Annotated in this window: 14 protein-coding genes; 8 read left to right on the top strand and 6 right to left on the bottom strand. The window is 63.6% G+C overall.

What is annotated here, in order from left to right; all coding sequences use genetic code 11:
- Positions 1-16 precede the first annotated feature (16 nt).
- The 5 genes from xylB to ACFHWW_RS07920 all read right to left on the bottom strand — a co-directional run bounded on the left by xylB (position 17) and on the right by ACFHWW_RS07920 (position 6,800).
- On the bottom strand, positions 17-1,471 hold the full coding sequence (gene xylB / locus ACFHWW_RS07940; RefSeq protein ID WP_379937929.1) for a xylulokinase: 1,455 nt from the start codon (positions 1,469-1,471) through the stop codon (positions 17-19).
- Positions 1,472-1,480: 9 nt separating this feature from the next.
- Entirely contained in the window at positions 1,481-2,518 is a 1,038-nt protein-coding gene (locus tag ACFHWW_RS07935) for a LacI family DNA-binding transcriptional regulator (protein WP_379937928.1), read from the bottom strand.
- A gap of 97 nt (positions 2,519-2,615) precedes the next feature.
- A complete protein-coding gene (locus tag ACFHWW_RS07930; protein WP_379938061.1) occupies positions 2,616-3,701 on the bottom strand; it encodes a metallophosphoesterase in 1,086 nt (361 codons plus the stop codon).
- A gap of 275 nt (positions 3,702-3,976) precedes the next feature.
- Entirely contained in the window at positions 3,977-5,566 is a 1,590-nt protein-coding gene (locus tag ACFHWW_RS07925) for a DHA2 family efflux MFS transporter permease subunit (protein ID WP_379937927.1), read from the bottom strand.
- 28 nt (positions 5,567-5,594) lie between these two features.
- Entirely contained in the window at positions 5,595-6,800 is a 1,206-nt protein-coding gene (locus tag ACFHWW_RS07920; protein ID WP_100672869.1) for an HlyD family secretion protein, read from the bottom strand.
- A gap of 245 nt (positions 6,801-7,045) precedes the next feature.
- Here ACFHWW_RS07920 and ACFHWW_RS07915 point away from each other — a divergent pair, with 245 nt between their 5' ends.
- The 5 genes from ACFHWW_RS07915 (at position 7,046) to lysS (ending at position 12,854) form a co-directional block, all read left to right on the top strand.
- Positions 7,046-7,741 carry a TetR/AcrR family transcriptional regulator gene (locus ACFHWW_RS07915; RefSeq protein ID WP_379937926.1) on the top strand — a complete coding sequence of 232 codons (696 nt, stop codon included), beginning with the start codon at positions 7,046-7,048 and terminating at the stop codon, positions 7,739-7,741.
- A 119-nt stretch (positions 7,742-7,860) separates the two neighbouring features.
- Positions 7,861-8,700, top strand: a complete 840-nt coding sequence (locus ACFHWW_RS07910) for a GyrI-like domain-containing protein (protein ID WP_379937925.1) — start codon at positions 7,861-7,863, stop codon at positions 8,698-8,700.
- A 166-nt stretch (positions 8,701-8,866) separates the two neighbouring features.
- Positions 8,867-9,619, top strand: coding sequence for a TerC family protein (locus ACFHWW_RS07905; RefSeq protein WP_379937924.1), 753 nt, complete (start codon positions 8,867-8,869; stop codon positions 9,617-9,619).
- Between the two features lie 270 nt (positions 9,620-9,889).
- Positions 9,890-11,347 (top strand): glutamate--tRNA ligase, encoded by a 1,458-nt coding sequence (gene gltX, locus ACFHWW_RS07900; protein WP_100672865.1) that lies wholly within the window; start codon positions 9,890-9,892, stop codon positions 11,345-11,347.
- 10 nt (positions 11,348-11,357) lie between these two features.
- Positions 11,358-12,854, top strand: coding sequence for a lysine--tRNA ligase (lysS, locus tag ACFHWW_RS07895; protein WP_379937923.1), 1,497 nt, complete (start codon positions 11,358-11,360; stop codon positions 12,852-12,854).
- Positions 12,855-12,907: 53 nt separating this feature from the next.
- Here the strand turns inward: lysS and ACFHWW_RS07890 are convergent, their stop codons facing one another.
- Positions 12,908-13,528: a hypothetical protein gene (locus ACFHWW_RS07890; RefSeq protein ID WP_379937922.1), complete on the bottom strand. Its 621-nt coding sequence runs from the start codon at positions 13,526-13,528 to the stop codon at positions 12,908-12,910.
- A gap of 199 nt (positions 13,529-13,727) precedes the next feature.
- On the opposite strand from ACFHWW_RS07890, the gene ACFHWW_RS07885 reads away from it, so the two are divergent.
- The 3 genes from ACFHWW_RS07885 (at position 13,728) to ACFHWW_RS07875 (ending at position 17,493) form a co-directional block, all read left to right on the top strand.
- On the top strand, positions 13,728-14,681 hold the full coding sequence (locus tag ACFHWW_RS07885) for a nucleoside hydrolase (RefSeq protein WP_275597307.1): 954 nt from the start codon (positions 13,728-13,730) through the stop codon (positions 14,679-14,681).
- Between the two features lie 184 nt (positions 14,682-14,865).
- Entirely contained in the window at positions 14,866-15,876 is a 1,011-nt protein-coding gene (locus ACFHWW_RS07880) for a ligase-associated DNA damage response exonuclease (protein ID WP_275597306.1), read from the top strand.
- Between the two features lie 3 nt (positions 15,877-15,879).
- The gene (locus ACFHWW_RS07875) at positions 15,880-17,493 is read left to right on the top strand and encodes a cisplatin damage response ATP-dependent DNA ligase (protein WP_379937921.1); all 1,614 of its coding nucleotides are present in this window, start codon (positions 15,880-15,882) and stop codon (positions 17,491-17,493) included.
- Positions 17,494-17,626: the final 133 nt, after the last annotated feature.

Here is a 17,626-nt window from a genome sequence, read left to right as displayed (position 1 = left end):
GATGCGCCGAAACTGCTCACAGCGCCGCTTCCTTTATCGCCGGATAGAGCCGGCGATAGCGCTGGTAAGCATCTTCATAGGCGGGCACGAGCGATGCCTCCGGCGCGATCGTTTCCGCCGTCTCGGGTGCGGTGCAGACCGCGGCCGGGTCAGCTCCGGTGGCGGCGATCAGGCCGAGCCGAGCCGCGCCGAAAGCAGCGCCGAAATCGCCGTCCGCGGGCAGGTCGACCGGCAGGTTCAGTGCGGTCGCGATCGAGCTCAGCCAATAACGCGAGCGCGAACCGCCGCCGATCGCCGTCACCCGCGTGAGCTTCGTGCCGGCCGCGCGCAATGCCTCGAGACTGTCGCGGATCGCGAAGGAAACGCCTTCGAGCACCGCCTGCGTCAGCACCGCCCGGGAGCTCTCGTGCCCGAGGCCGGCGAAGACGCCGCGGATCGCCGCGTCGTTGTGCGGCGTGCGCTCGCCGGAGAGATAGGGAAGAAACGTAACCGAGCCCGGCGCCTTGAGGCTCTCGCCGAGTTCATTAGCGAGTTCCGCAGCACTCCGGCCGGTGATGCCGGAATGCCAGTTCAGCGCGTCCGTCGCCGAGAGGATCACGCCCATCTGGTGCCAGGTGTTGGGCAATGCGTGGCAGAAGGCGTGGACCGCGCTCTCCGGGTTGGGGAGATAGCTTGCATTGGCCGCGAAAAGGACGCCGGACGTGCCGAGCGAGACGAAGGCCTGCCCCTCCCCGACCGTCCCCATGCCGCAGGCCGAGGCTGCGTTGTCGCCCGCACCGCCGGCGACCACGACGCCAGGCCCCATTCCCCAACGCGCGGCGAGCTCCGGCCGCAGCGTGCCGGCCACATCCGTGCCCTCGACGAGGTCGGGCATCTGCCTCTCCTCGAGCTGCGTAGCGGCAAGCAGGCTCGCCGACCACTTGCGCTTGCCCGTATCGAGCCATGACGTGCCGGCCGAATCGGACATTTCCGACATATGCTCGCCGGTCAGCCAGAGGCGCAGGTAATCCTTCGGGAGCAACACCCAGCGAACCCTGGCGAACAGCTCCGGCTCGTTTTCACGCACCCAGGCGAGCTTCGGTGCGGTGAAGCCCGGAAAGACAATGTTGCCGGTCAGCGCCCGAAACTGCGGATCGCCGTCGAGCGCTGCCGCCTCGCGGAAGCTGCGGGTGTCGTTCCACAATATGCACGGCCGCAGGACCGCATCGCCTTCGTCGAGCAATGTCGCACCGTGCATCTGGCCGGAAAGGCCGACGCCGCGGACGGCGGCAATCGCTTGCGGATGCGTTTCCCTCAATCGGGCGATCGCCTCCTCGGCGGCACGGATCCAGTCAGCCGGATCCTGTTCCGACCAGCCGGGATGCGGCCGGTCGACGTCGAGCGCGCCGCTGGCGGAGCCGATGATCCGCTGCTCGCCGTCCATCAGCATGGCCTTGACGCCGGACGTGCCGAGATCCAGTCCGAGATACATGGTGCCCTCCTATTCCTGCTCGAGCGGCAGGTTGTCCTTCAGGAAAATATCGATGCGGATGCGCTCCTGCGCCGCGATGACCGGCAGCCCGTCCGCCTTTGCTTTCAGCACCCGGATGGCGCTCCTGACCTCGTGGCCCGCATTCTGGTTGAGCAGCGCGTCGATCGTGCCGGAAAGAAGCCCGGCGCGGCTGTGCGGCGTCAACTCATGCGCGATCGTGCAAACGGCCCTTCCTTTGCCCGCCTTTTCGAGCGCCGCGACAAGGCCGCGATTGCCGGCGCCGCAGCTGTAGATGCCGGCAAGATCGGGATGCTGCCCGAGAAGGGCGCCGACGAGCGTCTCGACCAGCGACGGATTGTCCTGCCCCTCGATCACCGGCAGGACCTGGCGCGAGGGGAAATCCTCGCTCATGACAGTCTGGAAACCCTCCAGCCGGTCGCGGTGGTCGCGTACCAGCATGGAGCCGGCGAGCACCGCGACGGGTCCTTCGCCGCCGCCGAGAAACCGGCCCATCAGGCTGCCGGCGGTGCGGCCCGCGGCGACATTGTCGACCCCGGCGAAATGGTCGCGCCCCGACCCCGGCAGATCGGAAACCAGCGTAACGACGGCAATGCCGTCTTCGCGGAGCCGCTTTACCGCCTCCGTCACGTCCGGCGCGTCGACGGCAACCACCGCGACACCCGCCGGCCGGCGCTTACGCGCCTCGAGCAGCGCGGCGGCGAGCGCCGCTGCGTCGAAGGCTGGAACGGAGAGGATGGTGATATCCAGCCGCTCTGTCGCGGAACGCGACATTGCCGAGCGAACCTCCGCCTCGAGACCGCGCATGAAGGAGTTTTCGCCGGCGGGCAGGATGAAGACCAGAGGATAGCTGCGGCTCTTCGCAAGATTGGCAGCGGCGACATCGCGAACATAGCCGAGCGTGGCGATCGCCCGTTCCACCCGCTCGCGCGTGACGCTTCTCACGCCCGGACGATTGTTCAACACCCGGTCGACCGTGGCGAGGCTGACGCCCGCCTCGGCGGCGATATCGTGAACTGTCGGTCGCATCTCTTCCTCCCGGCAAACCCATTAGAGGAATTTTTGATGTACGTAAATCAGAAAACTCCGGGCGGACGATCGAACGGACGATTTCCGGAATGTCGCTTCAGTCGAAACGCTTGCTGAAGGCCTGCGTGAACACGACGTGGCCATGCTCGCCCTCGGCCTCGCCGAAGGCTACATCCATGAAGCTGCCGGTCACGCGCACGACCGCGAAACCGCCGAGAAAGGCCGCCTTGGGCTTGAAGACGTCGATCCCGCCGACCCTGTAGACCATGACGCGGTCATGCTCGTGCCCATGGAAGAGGCCGACGACGTTGTAACCCTGCAAATGGTCGAGCAATGCCTGGCGCTCGTCGGCGCTCCACCAATGCGGCTCGCCCTCCCCCTTGTCGTCAAAGGTCTTTGCCGCCGGATCCCAGGCCTCGGTCGAAAACGCGTCCCAGCCATAATGCTGGAAGAGGACGACCGGCCGGCCATCGGCGGCACGGGAGGAGAGATCGCTCTTGAGCCACGGCAATCCGCTCACCGCGCCCTTGTTCTCGTCGCCTCCGAAACGCTGCAGGTGTACGAGATGAAGACCGCCCCAGTCCCAGGAATAGCTGTCCGATAGCGGATCGTAATTCGCGACCGGCACCGGCGGCTTGTAGAAAACGGTCTGGCGATGGGTAAGCTCGACATAGTCCCGCAGCTCCCGGCGATACCAGTCGGCATTCGGCGGCGGCCCGTCCTGGTCGAGGTCATGGTTTCCAAGGCCGACATAAACGGGAATGTGGATATGGTGCGGGCCCGGCGCCTGCTCGTATCGGCTCTGGAACTGCTGTAATTGCCGCCCTTCGCGGGGCTGGCGAACCTGGCCGCCGCCGTCGTCGGTGATGTCGCCGCCGAGCACCAGACCGAGCGGACGCGAAATCCTCGTGCCCGCACTGGCAAGGCCGCTCGGCTTCCCTGCAACGGCATGCGGCCAGTGCTGTGCCGTCAATGCGTTCAGCGCGGCGATGTGGCGCAAGAGGCTAGCGTCGGTCTTGCCCTCCGCTTCGCAGTTCGGCGCCAAGCCGTCCGTCGAAACGAGGCAGGCATGGATATCCGCGGCAAAGAGAAAGGTCACGTCAACCGGAGGGCCGGCCGCCCTCGCAGGTCTGCCGCCGACGGTCATCGAGAGACCGTATCCGACCGCACCGGCGAGGAACATCCGCCGCGAAGGCCGTAGGCAAGGATGATCGTTCATGCGCCGCCCGCGCGTTGCTCCGCGCGCCCTCCGACAGCTTCGACGAGACGGAATATTGCAGCGAACTCGAAACCGCGTAAAGCGCTGGAGCGGAATAAGGGCAGCCACCCCGCGGCATCGGCGCCCTGCGGATCACGTCGATCTTAGGCGGGTCGACCTAAGATCATGAACGTGATCGATTCCAACAGGTAGAGCGGGACGCGGGGGGAAAACCGCGCACACGTTTCCTCATTCCCGCTCTAATGCCCGCCGCCTCCTGGGCCGGCGCCTTGTGGCTTGGCGATCATCAGGACGCCGGCGATCATCGACAGGAACAGGACGGTGAGCAATACGAACACGTCGATAAAGGACATGATCGCCGCCTGCTGCTGGACCATCGCCGCCAGTTGCTTGACCGCAGCCGTGGTTCCGTCGAGGCCATGCGCAGTGAAGGTCGTGGCGATGTTACGCATCCGTTCGACGGCCTCCGGGTTGCCCCATTCCACGTGCTCGGCGAGCCGGGCGTAGTGGAAATCCTGGCGTTGCGTGAGGATCGTGTTGATGACCGCCAGCCCGACCGCGCCACCGAGGTTACGCGTCAGGTTGTAGAGTCCCGACGCATTGCGGATGCGCGCCGGCGGCAGGGTGCCGAGCGCGATATTGTTGATCGGCACCATGCAGAGCATCAGCGAGCAGCCGCGCAGGATCTGCGGAACGAGCAGCTCCCAGAAATCCCAGTCGGCGGTCATCTCGCTCATCAGCCAGGTGCCCGCGGCAAAGCCGGCAAAGCCGATGGTCATCATCGCTCGCGGATCCATTCGCCCGGCGAGGAAACCCGCAACGGGCGCGGTCAGGAACATGGCGAGACCCGAGACGAACATGGTTTCGCCGATCATCAGGGAGTCGTAGCCGCGGTTACGTCCGAGATAGAGCGGATAGAGATAGGTGAGCCCGTAAAGGCCGATCCCCATGACGAAGGAGAAGAGCGAGCCGAAGGTAAAGTTGCGGTTGGCGAAGGCCTTGAGATCGACGACCGGGAAATCGACTTTGAACGCCCGATAGAAGAAGACGGCGGCGGCGACGGTGGCGGCGACGGCACCCATGACGATGTGCTCGTCGTTGAACCAGTCATTGGCATTGCCTTCCTCCAGCACGTATTCGAGCGAGCCGAGAAAAATCGCCATGGAGAGAAGTCCCCACCAGTCGAACTTCTTGATCAATCCGAGTTCCGGCTTGTCGAAATCGATGAAGATCCAGGTGACCGTCGCGACGATGATGCCGGGAATGACGTTGACGAGGAACAGCCAGTGCCAGGAAAAGGCATGGCTCAGATAACCGCCGACCGTGGGGCCGATGGTCGGCGCAAGCGTCGCGATGAGCCCGATGATGGGCGAGACGACGTTGCGCTTCGACGGCGGGAAGATGGTGAAGGCTGCGGCAAAGACCGACGGGATCATGCCGCCGCCGATAAATCCCTGGATCGCCCGGTAAACGATCATCTGTTCGATGTTGGTGGCCGTGGCGGCAAGAGCGCTGGCGGCCGTGAAGCCGGCCGCGGCCACGGAGAAGAGCACCCGCGTCGAGACGATGCGGGCGAGCGTGCCCGAGAGCGGGATCATGATGACTTCCGCGATCAGATAGGCGGTCTGCACCCACCCGATCTCGTCAGATCCGGCCGACAGGCCCGCCTGGATCTCGGCGAGCGAGGCGGAGACGATCTGGATGTCGAGGATCGCCATGAACATTCCGACGACCATCGCGAAAAAGGCGATGAGCCGCCGCGGGTCCATATGCTCCTCGGCCTTGGGTAGGCTCGGCGCAGCCGCGCCCGCTGTTGCTGTTGCGGCCATTTCCGCCACTCCTCGGGCCTTGAGCCCTTTACTTCGCGGCCGCGACCTTCGACTGTTCCGGTGCGGTGCGGGTATCGACGTCGACCACGACGCTCAGCCCCGCGCGCAGGTGCCCTTCCGCCAGCACGTCGGCCGGCAGCGTGATGCGCACCGGAACGCGCTGGATGACCTTGGTGAAGTTGCCGGTCGCGTTTTCCGCCGGCAGCAGCGAAAAGACGGAGCCGGACGCCGGCGAGATCGATGCGACGGTGCCTTCGATCGGATGATCCTCATAGGCGTCGACATGGATCTGGACCTTGGAACCCGGCACCAGATGCGCGATCTGCGTTTCCTTGAAGTTGGCGTCTATATAGAGCTCATCCGTCGGAACGAGCGCGGCCAGCCGCTGGCCCGCCGAAACGAGATCGCCGACCTGAACCGCCACATTGCCTATCACACCGTCATAGGGCGCCTTCAGCACCGTGAAGGCCAGGTCCCTGTTTGCCTTGTCGCGGGTAAGCTCCAGAGAGCGGATGGTGCTTTCAGCTTCCATCCGCTGGGCTTCGAGGACGGTGATGTTGGACTTGGCCGCAGCAATGTTCGCCTCCGCGCCGGCGAGATTCGCGCGAGCCTGATCGAGTGCGACCTGTGCGCTGTCGAGGGAAGCGTCCGTGCCGAAGGACTTCGACTGCAGCTCGCTGGCGCGTTTCTGGGCCAGTTCCGCGCCGCGTACCGTCGCCTCAAGCGCCTTCTTCTGCGCTTCGGTTTGAGTAAGGCTCGCCTTGGCGCCGGCGATCTGGGCATCGAAGCGTTCGAGCGCAAGCTTCTGCGTGGCGATCTGCGCCTCAGCCTGTTCGGCCGCGATACGATAATCGCCGTCGTCGAGGGTCACCAGGGGATCTCCAGCCTTTACATGCTGGTTGGCGACGACGTCGACCTTGGCGACATAGCCGGACACCTTGGGCGAAATGGTCGCGATGTCCCCTTCTATGTAAGCGTCGTCGGTCGAGACCAGGAAACGGCCGTTGGTCCACCAATCATAGCCGTACCAGCCGGCAGCACCGAGAAGCACGAGACCCAGCACCGGAAGGATTTTGCGGCGCTTCTTCGGGGGCGCAGCGCTCTCGGTCCCGGTTTGCTCTGCGGCTGCAGCGTCGGTTCCGGGCCCCTTGGCCTCGGCCTTCTGGGTATCCATTTCGAAATCGTCGCCTACGGGACGAACACGGGCAGCACTGGAAGAGCTGGAAGCGGACATGGGCCACCGATCTGGTTGGAATTGAACTGAACCGTTCGGTTCGATGACGCTTGACATAATGCCTTTCACACCGCATATCAAGAGCAAATCGAACCGGTCGGTTCGATTTGTAAGGTGAAGATGATTTGTAAGGTGAAGATAAAGTGTGCGCGTTCTCTCCGCGCCCGCTATTCTCATTGGAATCGGATCTGAACGCGTTCCCGTGACGCAAGCTAGATCAAAAGGAGTGGATACGTCCGGCAGCCATGACGTCAGCGAAAAGCGCAGAGCAGGAAAGATCCCTGCAGGACCAGCACGAACACCCGTCGACCGGCGGGCGTCACGCCGCCGGCGAGGATCCGGTCAAACGCGAGCGGATTCTCGACGGCGCCAAACGCGTTTTCATGCGGAGCAGTTTCGACGCCGCCAGCATGAACGACATCACGCGCGAGGCCGGCGTTTCCAAGGGCACGCTCTACGTCTATTTCGAGAACAAGGAAGACCTGTTCACGGCGCTCATCGCGCGCGAGCGCAACATTATCGTCAACAGCGTCAAGCAATCGTTGAACGGCAATGAACCGATCGAGGAGGCGCTTCACGCTTTCGGCGTGAAGCTGGTGACGAGCATTACGTCGGATTACACGATCCGCGCGATGCGCACGGTACTCGGGGTGATCGACCGGATGCCCCGGCTGGCGCAGCGTTTCTTCACTGCGACGCCGGAGAACGGATACACCGTGCTCAAGACCTATCTCGACCAGCAGGTGTCGGCAGGCACGCTCTCAATCGAAGACACGGAAATGGCCGCAAAGCAGTTCATCGATCTCGCCATGGCCGGAATGTTCAAGGGACGGCTTTTCGGCATGTGCGATGCGGTCTCGGCCGAAAGCATCGAAAAGAACGTCAGATCCGCCATCCGTGTTTTCCTCGCCGCCTACGGAAAGACGACGGACACGGAGTAAACGCCACGGCGCCTTGCCGGCGAAACATGCCGCACCATCTTCTTGCAATCCAGCAATCGCGATCAAACGCGCTCGCCTGAAAGGCCGTAAGACCTTGCGTGTCCACAAAGGGAGTGACGATGAGTGCCATCGGAAGGGCGATCTGGTTCATTGAAAGCCATTTCGCCGAGGATATATCGCTGGATGATATCGCCGCGGCCGCCGGCCTTTCGCGCTATCATCTTTCGCGCGTATTCGGGCTTTCGGCCGGTCGCTCGATCAGTGCCTATATCCGCGGCCGACGCCTGAGCGGCGCCGCGCTTGCCCTCGCCAACGGCACATCCGGCATTCTCGAAGTGGCCCTCGAGGCGGGCTACGGCTCGCACGAGGCTTTCACCCGTGCCTTTCGCGAGCAGTTCGGGGTGACGCCCGAGACCATCCGCAAGCAGGGGCACGTCCGCAATGTCGAGCTTTTGGAGCCGATCAGAATGGACGACGCACGCACTTTGAAGATCGAACCGCCGCGCTTCGAGGAAAGCCCGGGGCTTCTTCTCGCCGGTCTCGCAGAGACCTATGACTACAACCGCACCGAAGGCATCCCTTCCCTCTGGCAGCGTTTCAACGCTTATTTCGGCAGCATTCCCGGTCAGCACGGCAACGTCGCCTATGGCGTCTGCACCCAATCGGACGGCGAGGCGGGCCGCTTCCGCTACATGGCTGCGGCGGAGATACGGGACGCCGAGGCCCTGCTCACCGGCTTTTCGACACTCAAGCTGCCCCGGCAGCGTTACGCGATCTTCGTCCACCGCGGGCACATTTCCGGAATCGCCAACACGGCCCACCACATCTTCACGACCTGGTTTCCGCAGTCCGGCCACCGACATGGTGAATTGCCCGACCTGATGGAACGCTACGACGAGCGCTTCGATCCGCATTCCGGCATGGGTGCGGTCGAGATCTGGGTGCCGCTGAAGGGCTGATTTCCGGTGCACGGACAGGTGCAGCCGGCTTTCCTTCGACAATTCCACCTTTTCGATCACCTGGAGCCGACAACGTCGCCGCGAAACGCGCGGCGGCGCTTGCGACTTTCGCAAGTATGCCTAAATACTGCGCCATCTGTCGTGTCTCGAAAAGGAAAAGTTGCCGATGCAGGAAATCCTCACGCTTGCTCAAAGCCCGGAGGCTTGGATCGCCCTCATCACACTCATCGTCATGGAAGTGGTCCTCGGCATCGACAATCTCATTTTCATCTCGATCCTCACCAACAAGCTGCCGCCGGAAAACCGCGTCAGCGCCCGGCGCATCGGCATCGGCCTTGCACTCGTCATGCGGCTGGCGCTGCTCGGCACCATCGCCTGGATCGTTAAACTGACGCAGCCGGTCTTCGAGGCCTTCGGCCACGGCTTTTCCTGGAAGGACATGATCCTGATCGCCGGCGGGCTCTTCCTCGTGTGGAAGGCGACCAAGGAAATCCATCACAGTGTCGATCCGAGCGATCATGAGGAGGATTTCATCGCCAGCTCCGCGATCAACAGCTTCGCGGCCGCCATCGGCCAGATCCTGCTTCTTGACCTCGTCTTCTCGGTCGACAGCATCATCACCGCCGTCGGCATGACCCCGCATCTGCCGATCATGGTCGTCGCCGTCGTCGTCGCCGTGACCGTCATGCTGGTTGCAGCGAACCCGCTTGCAAACTTCATCGAGAGAAATCCGACGATCGTCATGCTGGCGCTGGCCTTCCTCCTGATGATCGGCACGACCCTGATCGCCGAAGGCATGGGCTTCCACGTGCCGAAGGGCTACGTCTATGCTGCGATGGCCTTCTCCGCACTGGTCGAGGTGCTCAACATGGTCGCCCGCAACGCGCGCATGAAGCGACAAGCCGCAAGGACGAAATAGAAGCGCGACACAACAGGCCCGCATCGCACCAATGCGGGCCTTCGCCGCGATCTTTGCTCTTGGCCTGCGGCGAGACGACGACATTGCCGCTCGCGGCTTTCCGTTGACATGCAGGGCTTTCTATGGTCTCACGCCTGCCGACTGGAATTGCCTGGCTAAACCGCTGGTGCGGAACCCTTGCGGGCCTTTCCTTCCCATAAAATGCGCGCCCGCAAGCTGGAAAGCACTCCGGCAAAGGGCCCCGAAAGCACGTCAAGACGGGCAAAGACAATGGCAGATTCTGCAGTCCGGGTGCGTATCGCACCTTCCCCCACCGGCGAGCCGCATGTCGGCACCGCCTATATCGCGCTCTTCAACTATCTCTTCGCCAAGAAGCACGGCGGCAAATTCATCCTGCGCATCGAGGACACGGATGCGACGCGCTCGACGCCGGAATTCGAGAAGAAGGTGCTCGACGCGCTGAGGTGGTGCGGACTGGAATGGTCGGAAGGTCCCGATATCGGCGGCCCCTACGGCCCCTATCGCCAGAGCGACCGCAAGGACATCTACAAGCCTTACGTCGAGAAGATCGTTGCGAACGGCCACGGCTTCCGCTGTTTCTGCACGCCCGAGCGGCTGGAGCAGATGCGCGAGGCGCAGCGTGCCGCCGGCAAGCCGCCCAAATATGACGGCCTCTGCCTCAGCCTCTCGGCCGAGGAAGTGACGTCGCGCGTCGACGCCGGCGAGCCGCATGTCGTGCGCATGAAGATCCCGACCGAGGGCTCCTGCAAGTTCCACGACGGCGTCTATGGCGATGTCGAGATCCCGTGGGAAGCCGTCGACATGCAGGTACTGCTCAAGGCCGACGGCATGCCGACCTATCACATGGCGAACGTCGTGGACGACCATCTGATGAAGATCACCCATGTCGCACGCGGCGAGGAGTGGCTCGCCTCGGTGCCGAAGCACATTCTGATCTACCAGTATCTCGGCCTCGAACCGCCTGTCTTCATGCATCTGTCGCTGATGCGCAATGCCGACAAATCGAAACTGTCGAAGCGCAAGAACCCGACCTCCATCTCCTACTACACGGCGCTCGGTTACCTGCCGGAAGCGCTGATGAACTTCCTCGGCCTGTTCTTCATCCAGATCGCCGAAGGCGAAGAACTGCTGACGGTGGAGGAGCTGGCGGAGAAATTCGATCCGGAAAACCTGTCCAAGGCCGGCGCGATCTTCGACATCCAGAAGCTCGACTGGCTGAACGCGCGCTGGATCCGCGAGAAGCTTTCCGACGAGGAATTCGCAGCCCGCGTCCTCGCCTGGGCGATGGACAACGAGCGGCTCAAGGAAGGTCTGAAGCTCTCTCAGACCCGCATTTCGAAGCTCGGCGAACTGCCTGATCTCGCCGCCTTCCTCTTCAAGTCGGATCTCGGCCTGCAGCCCGCCGCCTTTGCCGGGGTGAAGGCCTCGCCCGAGGAGATGCTCGAAATCCTGAACACCGTCCAGCCGGATCTCGAAAAGATTCTGGAATGGAACAAGGAATCGATCGAGACGGAGCTGCGCGCCAGCGCGGAGCGGATGGGCAAGAAGCTGAAAGCCGTGGTGGCGCCGCTCTTCGTCGCCTGCTCGGGCTCGCAGCGCTCGCTGCCGCTGTTCGATTCGATGGAACTGCTCGGCCGTTCGGTCGTGCGCCAGCGGCTGAAGGTCGCCGCGCAGGTCGTCGCCTCCATGGCGGGCAGTGGAAAGTAAGGACAAGACCATGACCGACAAGACACAGGCAGCCGGCCTTTCCTCCGACGCGACGGAAGTGCGCTCCCAGAAGCTCGACCTTCTGCGCCAGCAGATCGGCGATGTTTATCCCGCGCATTTCCACCGTACGCTCACCAATTCGGAACTCGCGGAGAAATATGCCGGGCTGGAGCCCGATACCGAAAGCGGCGAAACGGTAACCGTTGCCGGCCGCGTCTTCTCCTCGCGCAATTCCGGCATGTTCATGGATCTTCATGACGCTTCCGGCAAGATCCAGATCTTTTCGCACAAGGATACGGCACCGGAGGAGGCGCGCGCGCTTCTGCCGATGATCGATCTCGGCGACATCATCGGGGTGACCGGAGAGGTGCGCCGCACCAAGCGCGGCGAACTGACGGTCAACGCCAAAGAGATCACCATGCTCTGCAAGTCGCTCCTGCCGATGCCGGAGAAGTATCACGGGCTTGCCGACATCGAGACGCGCTACCGCAAGCGTTACCTCGACATCATGGTCAACGAGGAATCGAAGCTGCGCTTCCAGCAGCGAAGCCGCATCGTATCGAGCCTGCGCCGATTCCTCGAGGACGAAGGCTTCATGGAAGTCGAGACGCCGATGCTGCAGCCGATCTATGGCGGCGCGACGGCCGAGCCCTTCAAGACGCATCACAACACGCTGAAGCTCGACATGTATCTGCGCATCGCGCCCGAGCTTTACCTGAAGCGCATTCTCGTTTCCGGCCTTACCGACAAGGTCTTCGAGATCAACCGCAACTTCCGCAACGAAGGCGTCTCGACCCGGCACAATCCTGAATTCACCATGATGGAGTGCTACTGGGCTTATGCCGACTACGAGGACGTGATGGGTCTCGTGGAACGCATGTTCGAGACCCTGGCGCTTGCGGTTCACGGCAAGACGGAATTCGAGTTCGGCGACAAGCAGCTCTCCTTCAAGGGGCCGTTCCCGCGCGTCTCCATGCCGGCGGCGGTCAAGGATGCGACCGGAATCGATTTCCTTGCCATCAAGAGCGACGAGGAGGCCCGACAGGCGGCTCGCGACGCCGGTGTCGAGATCGAGAAGGACGCGACCTGGGGCGAGGTGCTCGCCTTCCTCTTCGAGGAGAAGGTCGAAGCGACCTTGATCCAGCCTGCTCACGTCATCCACTTCCCGAAGGACATCTCGCCCTTCGCCAAGGAGGTGCCGGGCGAGCCGCGGCTCGTCGAGCGCTTCGAGACCTATTGCAACGGCTGGGAGATCGGCAACGCATTTTCCGAGCTCAACGACCCGGTCGAGCAGCGCGCCCGCATGGTCGAGCAGATGGAACAGGCGCATGCCCGCGGCGAGAAGGAAAAGACGCTAGACGAGGACTTCCTCGATGCCATGGACCAGGGCATGCCGCCGGCCGGGGGGTTGGGGATCGGTGTCGACCGGCTGATCATGCTGCTCACCAACTCGCCGTCGATCCGCGACATCATCCTCTTCCCGGCCCGCCGTCAGAAGGCCGAATGATACCCTGGAGCAGGCCCTCCCCAACGGGGGGAGGGTTGGGGAGGGGCTCTCCCTTAATGACTCGCCTGTTCCTCGGCCGGCGCAGCGGCCGCGACATCGCCCGCTGCGGACGGATCGTTGCACATGGAGCGGTCGTCCATCTTGGCCATGATGGCGCGGACGTCGTCCAGTTCGAGTGTCACGACCTTGCCGTGGAACCTGCCGGCAGCGTTGGCCGTGGCCTCGTTATAGGAGGCGCGGAAGGGTTCATCCAAACCCGGCACGCTCCGCGGACCGGGGGCGAAGAGCACCTCCGCGCCGATCGCCGAACCGCGCACGCCTGCGCGATCCTCCGGACCTGCCGCATCGAGCACGACCACCTGGTAAAGATCGGCCTCCTCCTTTTTGGCGAGGCCGCCTGCGACGCGCAAGGCGGTCCTGATCCGATCCGGCCCGGTTGCCCGGTCCGTCTTCACATGCATGCGGATCCACCGCTGCCCCTTGTTGTCGAGCTTCAAGGTCCGGAGCGCGGTGCATTCGAGGCCGGAGGCGGAGGGCTCCGCGAAGCGCGTCAGTATCTTGTCGCGACCGACATAGACCGCGGCACCGCCGGATGCGGCGGAGACCCCGAAGGCAGCGGACAGGATGATCACCAGCCGCTTCGAAGGGCGCAATTTGCTGAGAATGGCCTTCAAGGGATGGCTCCGCTGTCGTCGTAAAGGATCGCAAGAAAGGCCCGAAGGCGTCTTCGAAGATAGACGAACCATCTTTCGGAAAGTTTAAACGGAGGCCTCCTGCAGGCGGCCAGAGATTGACTTTCTTCCGCAGCTTGTCCATTGCGCCATGCACAACGTCGCTGTAGGCGGGAATCCCCCGTAACCAGGAAGAGGCGGTATGCACAAGGTTATTTTCGATACGGATCCGGGCGTCGACGATGCGATGGCCCTCCTCTTTCTGCACCGTCACCCGGCCATAGAGCTGCTCGGCATCACCACGGTCTTCGGCAATGCCTCGATCGAGACGACGACGCGCAATGCGTTGTTCCTCAAAGGGGCATGGAATATTGCCGCACCGGTTGCCAGGGGCATGGGCGAGACGTTCGATGCCGGCCGGCCGCATGTCGAATGGCCGACGGGCATTCACGGCGATGACGGGCTCGGCAATATCGGCGTGCCGGCGCAGATGGACCTGCCGCTCGACCCTCGTCCTGCCCACCGCTTCATCATCGACACCGTGCGCGCCAATCCCGGCGAGGTGACGCTCGTCGCCGTCGGCCGGATGACCAACCTGGCGCGCGCCTTGCGCGACGATCCGGAGATTGCCGCGCTCGTCAAGGCGGTGGTGATCATGGGCGGCGCCTTCGATGTTCCCGGCAACATCACGCCGGCGGCGGAAGCCAATATCCACGGCGACCCGGAAGCGGCCGATGTGGTGATGACGGCGCCATGGCCGGTGACCGTCATCGGTCTCGACGTGACGACGAAGACGGTGATGAGCCGCGCCATGCTCTCCGAGATCGCCGAACGCGGCGGTTCACCGGCGAGGCTTCTTTCCGACATCTCGCAATTCTACATCGACTTCTACGAGCACCATGTGGATGATGGCATGATCGTGCACGACAGCTGCGCCTGCGCCTATGTCGTCGCGCCCCAATTCTTTCAGACCCGTGGCGGCGCCATCCGGGTCCTTTGCGGCGGCATCGCCGACGGCCAGACCGTTCAAAAACCGGATGGGCGACTGTTTCCCCCGAACGCCTGGGACGGCTTCCCAAGCCAGCAGGCCTGTATCGACATCGATGCCGAAGCGGTGCTGAAACTCATCGGCGATACGCTCGCGGGCGACAGCTAACCTCCAGGGAGCGCCCCTCCCCAACCCCTACCCACAAGTGGGAGGGGCTTGACCCGTCGCACTGCCGCTTCCTGACGCCGGCGCTGGGGAAGGGTTTTATCCGCGGACGGCCCGCAGCCGCCTTACGGCGAAAATCTTTTGCAGATAGCTGGCAGATGCGCCGCCGCCGGCTATCTTTATCCGTATGAAGCCGGACGCCTTGCTCTTTCCCGCCCCCAAAGGTCTCTACTGCCAATACGGGGATTTCTATATCGACCCGGTGCAACCGGTCGAGAGGGCACTCATCACCCACGGACATTCAGACCATGCGCGCGCCGGGCATGGCCATGTGCTCGCGACGCGCGAGACGCTCGACATCATGCGCCTGCGCTATGGTGACGACTTCTGCGGCGCGAGCCAAGACGCGCGCTTCGGCGAGACGATTTCGGTCGGCGGCGTGCGCGTCCGTTTCCACCCGGCCGGCCATGTGCTCGGCTCGGCGCAGATCTCCGTCGAGGCAGACGGGACGCGGATCGTCGTTTCCGGCGATTACAAGCGACGACCCGATCCGACCTGCCCGTCGTTCGAGCCGGTCGCCTGCGACGTCTTCATCACGGAAGCGACCTTCGGCCTGCCGGTCTTCCACCACCCGGACGACAAGGGAGAGATCGCGCGGCTCCTCCAGTCTCTCCGGCAGTTTCCGGAGCGTGCGCATGTGGTCGGCGCCTACGCCCTCGGCAAGGCACAACGCCTCATCGCGCTCATACGCCAGCAGGGCTACGACGCACCTATCCACATCCATGGCGCACTCGCCAGGCTGTGCGAATATTACCAGAGCCAGGGCATCGATCTCGGCGATATCCGTCCGGCAACGCTCGGCCAGGAAAACCGGCAGGACCTCGCCGGCGCTATCGTCCTCGGGCCTCCGGCGGCTTTTGCCGAGCGATGGGCGCGCCGTTTCGCCGATCCGCTCGCCATCTTCGCCTCCGGCTGGATGCTCATCCGACAGCGCGCCAAGCAGCGCGGCGTCGAGTTGCCGCTCGTCATCTCCGATCATTGCGACTGGGCCGAGCTCACGGCCACGATCCGCGAAATCGCGCCTGCCGAAGTCTGGGTGACGCATGGCCGTGAGGAGGCGCTGGTCCGCTGGTGTCAGTTGCAGGGCATACCCGCACGGCCATTGCACCTTGTCGGCTACGACGATGAGGGAGAGTGAGCGATGAAAGCATTCGCCGAATTGCTCGACCGGCTCGTGCTGACGCCGCAGCGAAACGGCAAGATTCGGTTGCTCGTCGACTATTTCCGCGGCGCACCCGATCCGAGCCGCGGCTACGCGCTGGCCGCGATCGCGGGCACGCTCTCGCTCAACACGGTAAAGCCGGCCCTCATTCGCGACCTCTTGCTCGAGCGCATGGACGACGTGCTGTTCCACTATTCCTACGACTATGTCGGCGACCTCGCGGAAACGGTCTCCCTCGCCTGGGAGCCGCCGCCGGACGTCGCCCCCGAGGACATTCCGCTCGGCGAGGTTGTCGAACGGCTGCAGCGGGCCGGCCGCTCCGAGGTTCGCTCGCTCGTCCGCGACCTTCTGGACCGGCTCGACACCTCCGGCCGCTTCGCACTCCTCAAGCTCGCGACAGGAGGCTTGCGGATCGGGGTCTCGGCGCGGCTCGCAAAGCAGGCGCTTGCGGAGATGGGCGGCAAGGAGGTGAGCGAGATCGAAACGCTCTGGCACGGATTGGAGCCGCCATACCTGCCGCTTTTCCTCTGGCTCACCGGTGAGGCGGAGATGCCGGTGCTCAAGACACCTGCGGTCTTTCACTCGGTGATGCTCGCGACGGCGGTCGGAGAGGGCGATCTCGAAGGACTCGACCCGTCCGACTTCGCGGCCGAGTGGAAATGGGACGGCATCCGCGTCCAGCTCGCCAATGTCGGCGGGACTCGACGCCTCTATTCACGCAGCGGCGACGAGATATCCTCCGCCTTTCCGGAGATCATCGAGGCTGCCGATATCACCGGTGTCATCGATGGCGAGCTTCTGGTCGGCGGAACGATGCGCAGCAACCGCGCCACCGCGACATTCGCCGACCTGCAGCAAAGGCTGAACCGCAAGACCGTCAGTCGCAAGCTGATGGACGAGTTTCCGGCCTTCATCCGTGCCTACGATATTCTCTTTTCAGGCGAGCGCGATATCAGGCCCGAGCCCTTTCACCTCCGCCGCGAGGCGCTGTCGGCGCTGATCGAAGCGGCCTCGCCGCAGCATTTCGATCTCTCGCCGCTCGTCGGCTTTTCAAGCTGGAAGGAGCTTGACGAGCTGCGCTCCAACCCGCCCGATCCGGTGATCGAAGGCGTCATGCTGAAACGGCTGGATTCGCCCTATATGGCCGGACGGGCCAAGGGGCCCTGGTTCAAGTGGAAGCGGGCGCCCTTCAATATCGACGCCGTGCTGATGTATGCCCAGCGCGGCCATGGCAAGCGGTCCAGCTATTACTCCGATTTCACCTTCGGCGTCTGGGCGCAGGGTGAAGACGGGACGAGCCTCGTTCCCGTCGGCAAGGCCTATTTCGGCTTCACCGATGCCGAACTGGAGGTCCTCGACCGGTTCGTGCGCGACAATACGGTCGAACGCTTCGGCCCCGTGCGCGCGGTGCGCGCCGAACCCGACAGCGGCTTCGTCGTCGAGGTTGCCTTTGAAGGCCTCAACCGCTCCACGCGCCACAAATCCGGGGTCGCCATGCGCTTTCCGCGGATCGCACGCCTCAGACCCGACAAGCTGCCCCGCGATGCCGACAGGCTCGAAACACTGCAGGCGATGATCGGAACGCAACGCTGAAGCGCTTGCGACCACGCGTTACCGCAAGTTATTTCAGAAACCCCGAATGAAGGTTTGTTAAGGAGAGTCTGGAATTATCCGGGCTTGCTGCATGCCGTCCCCGCCCCCTTGTGGGCCACGTCCTGGAATTGCT

Source organism: Sinorhizobium sp. P24N7, from assembly GCF_042436655.1.
Taxonomy (GTDB): Bacteria; Pseudomonadota; Alphaproteobacteria; order Rhizobiales; family Rhizobiaceae; genus Sinorhizobium; species Sinorhizobium meliloti_A.
This window is presented reverse-complemented; position numbering and strand designations above follow the sequence as displayed.

Excerpts from the sequence above, each read along its gene's own strand:
- xylB (WP_379937929.1), bottom strand. The coding sequence starts at position 1,471 with ATGTATCTCGGACTGGATCTCGGCACGTCCGGCGTCAAGGCCATGCTG.
- ACFHWW_RS07935 (WP_379937928.1), bottom strand. The coding sequence starts at position 2,518 with ATGCGACCGACAGTTCACGATATCGCCGCCGAGGCGGGCGTCAGCCTC.
- ACFHWW_RS07930 (WP_379938061.1), bottom strand. The coding sequence starts at position 3,701 with ATGTTCCTCGCCGGTGCGGTCGGATACGGTCTCTCGATGACCGTCGGC.
- ACFHWW_RS07925 (WP_379937927.1), bottom strand. The coding sequence starts at position 5,566 with ATGGCCGCAACAGCAACAGCGGGCGCGGCTGCGCCGAGCCTACCCAAG.
- ACFHWW_RS07920 (WP_100672869.1), bottom strand. The coding sequence starts at position 6,800 with ATGTCCGCTTCCAGCTCTTCCAGTGCTGCCCGTGTTCGTCCCGTAGGC.
- ACFHWW_RS07915 (WP_379937926.1), top strand. The coding sequence starts at position 7,046 with ATGACGTCAGCGAAAAGCGCAGAGCAGGAAAGATCCCTGCAGGACCAG.
- ACFHWW_RS07910 (WP_379937925.1), top strand. The coding sequence starts at position 7,861 with ATGAGTGCCATCGGAAGGGCGATCTGGTTCATTGAAAGCCATTTCGCC.
- ACFHWW_RS07905 (WP_379937924.1), top strand. The coding sequence starts at position 8,867 with ATGCAGGAAATCCTCACGCTTGCTCAAAGCCCGGAGGCTTGGATCGCC.
- gltX (WP_100672865.1), top strand. The coding sequence starts at position 9,890 with ATGGCAGATTCTGCAGTCCGGGTGCGTATCGCACCTTCCCCCACCGGC.
- lysS (WP_379937923.1), top strand. The coding sequence starts at position 11,358 with ATGACCGACAAGACACAGGCAGCCGGCCTTTCCTCCGACGCGACGGAA.
- ACFHWW_RS07885 (WP_275597307.1), top strand. The coding sequence starts at position 13,728 with ATGCACAAGGTTATTTTCGATACGGATCCGGGCGTCGACGATGCGATG.
- ACFHWW_RS07880 (WP_275597306.1), top strand. The coding sequence starts at position 14,866 with ATGAAGCCGGACGCCTTGCTCTTTCCCGCCCCCAAAGGTCTCTACTGC.
- ACFHWW_RS07875 (WP_379937921.1), top strand. The coding sequence starts at position 15,880 with ATGAAAGCATTCGCCGAATTGCTCGACCGGCTCGTGCTGACGCCGCAG.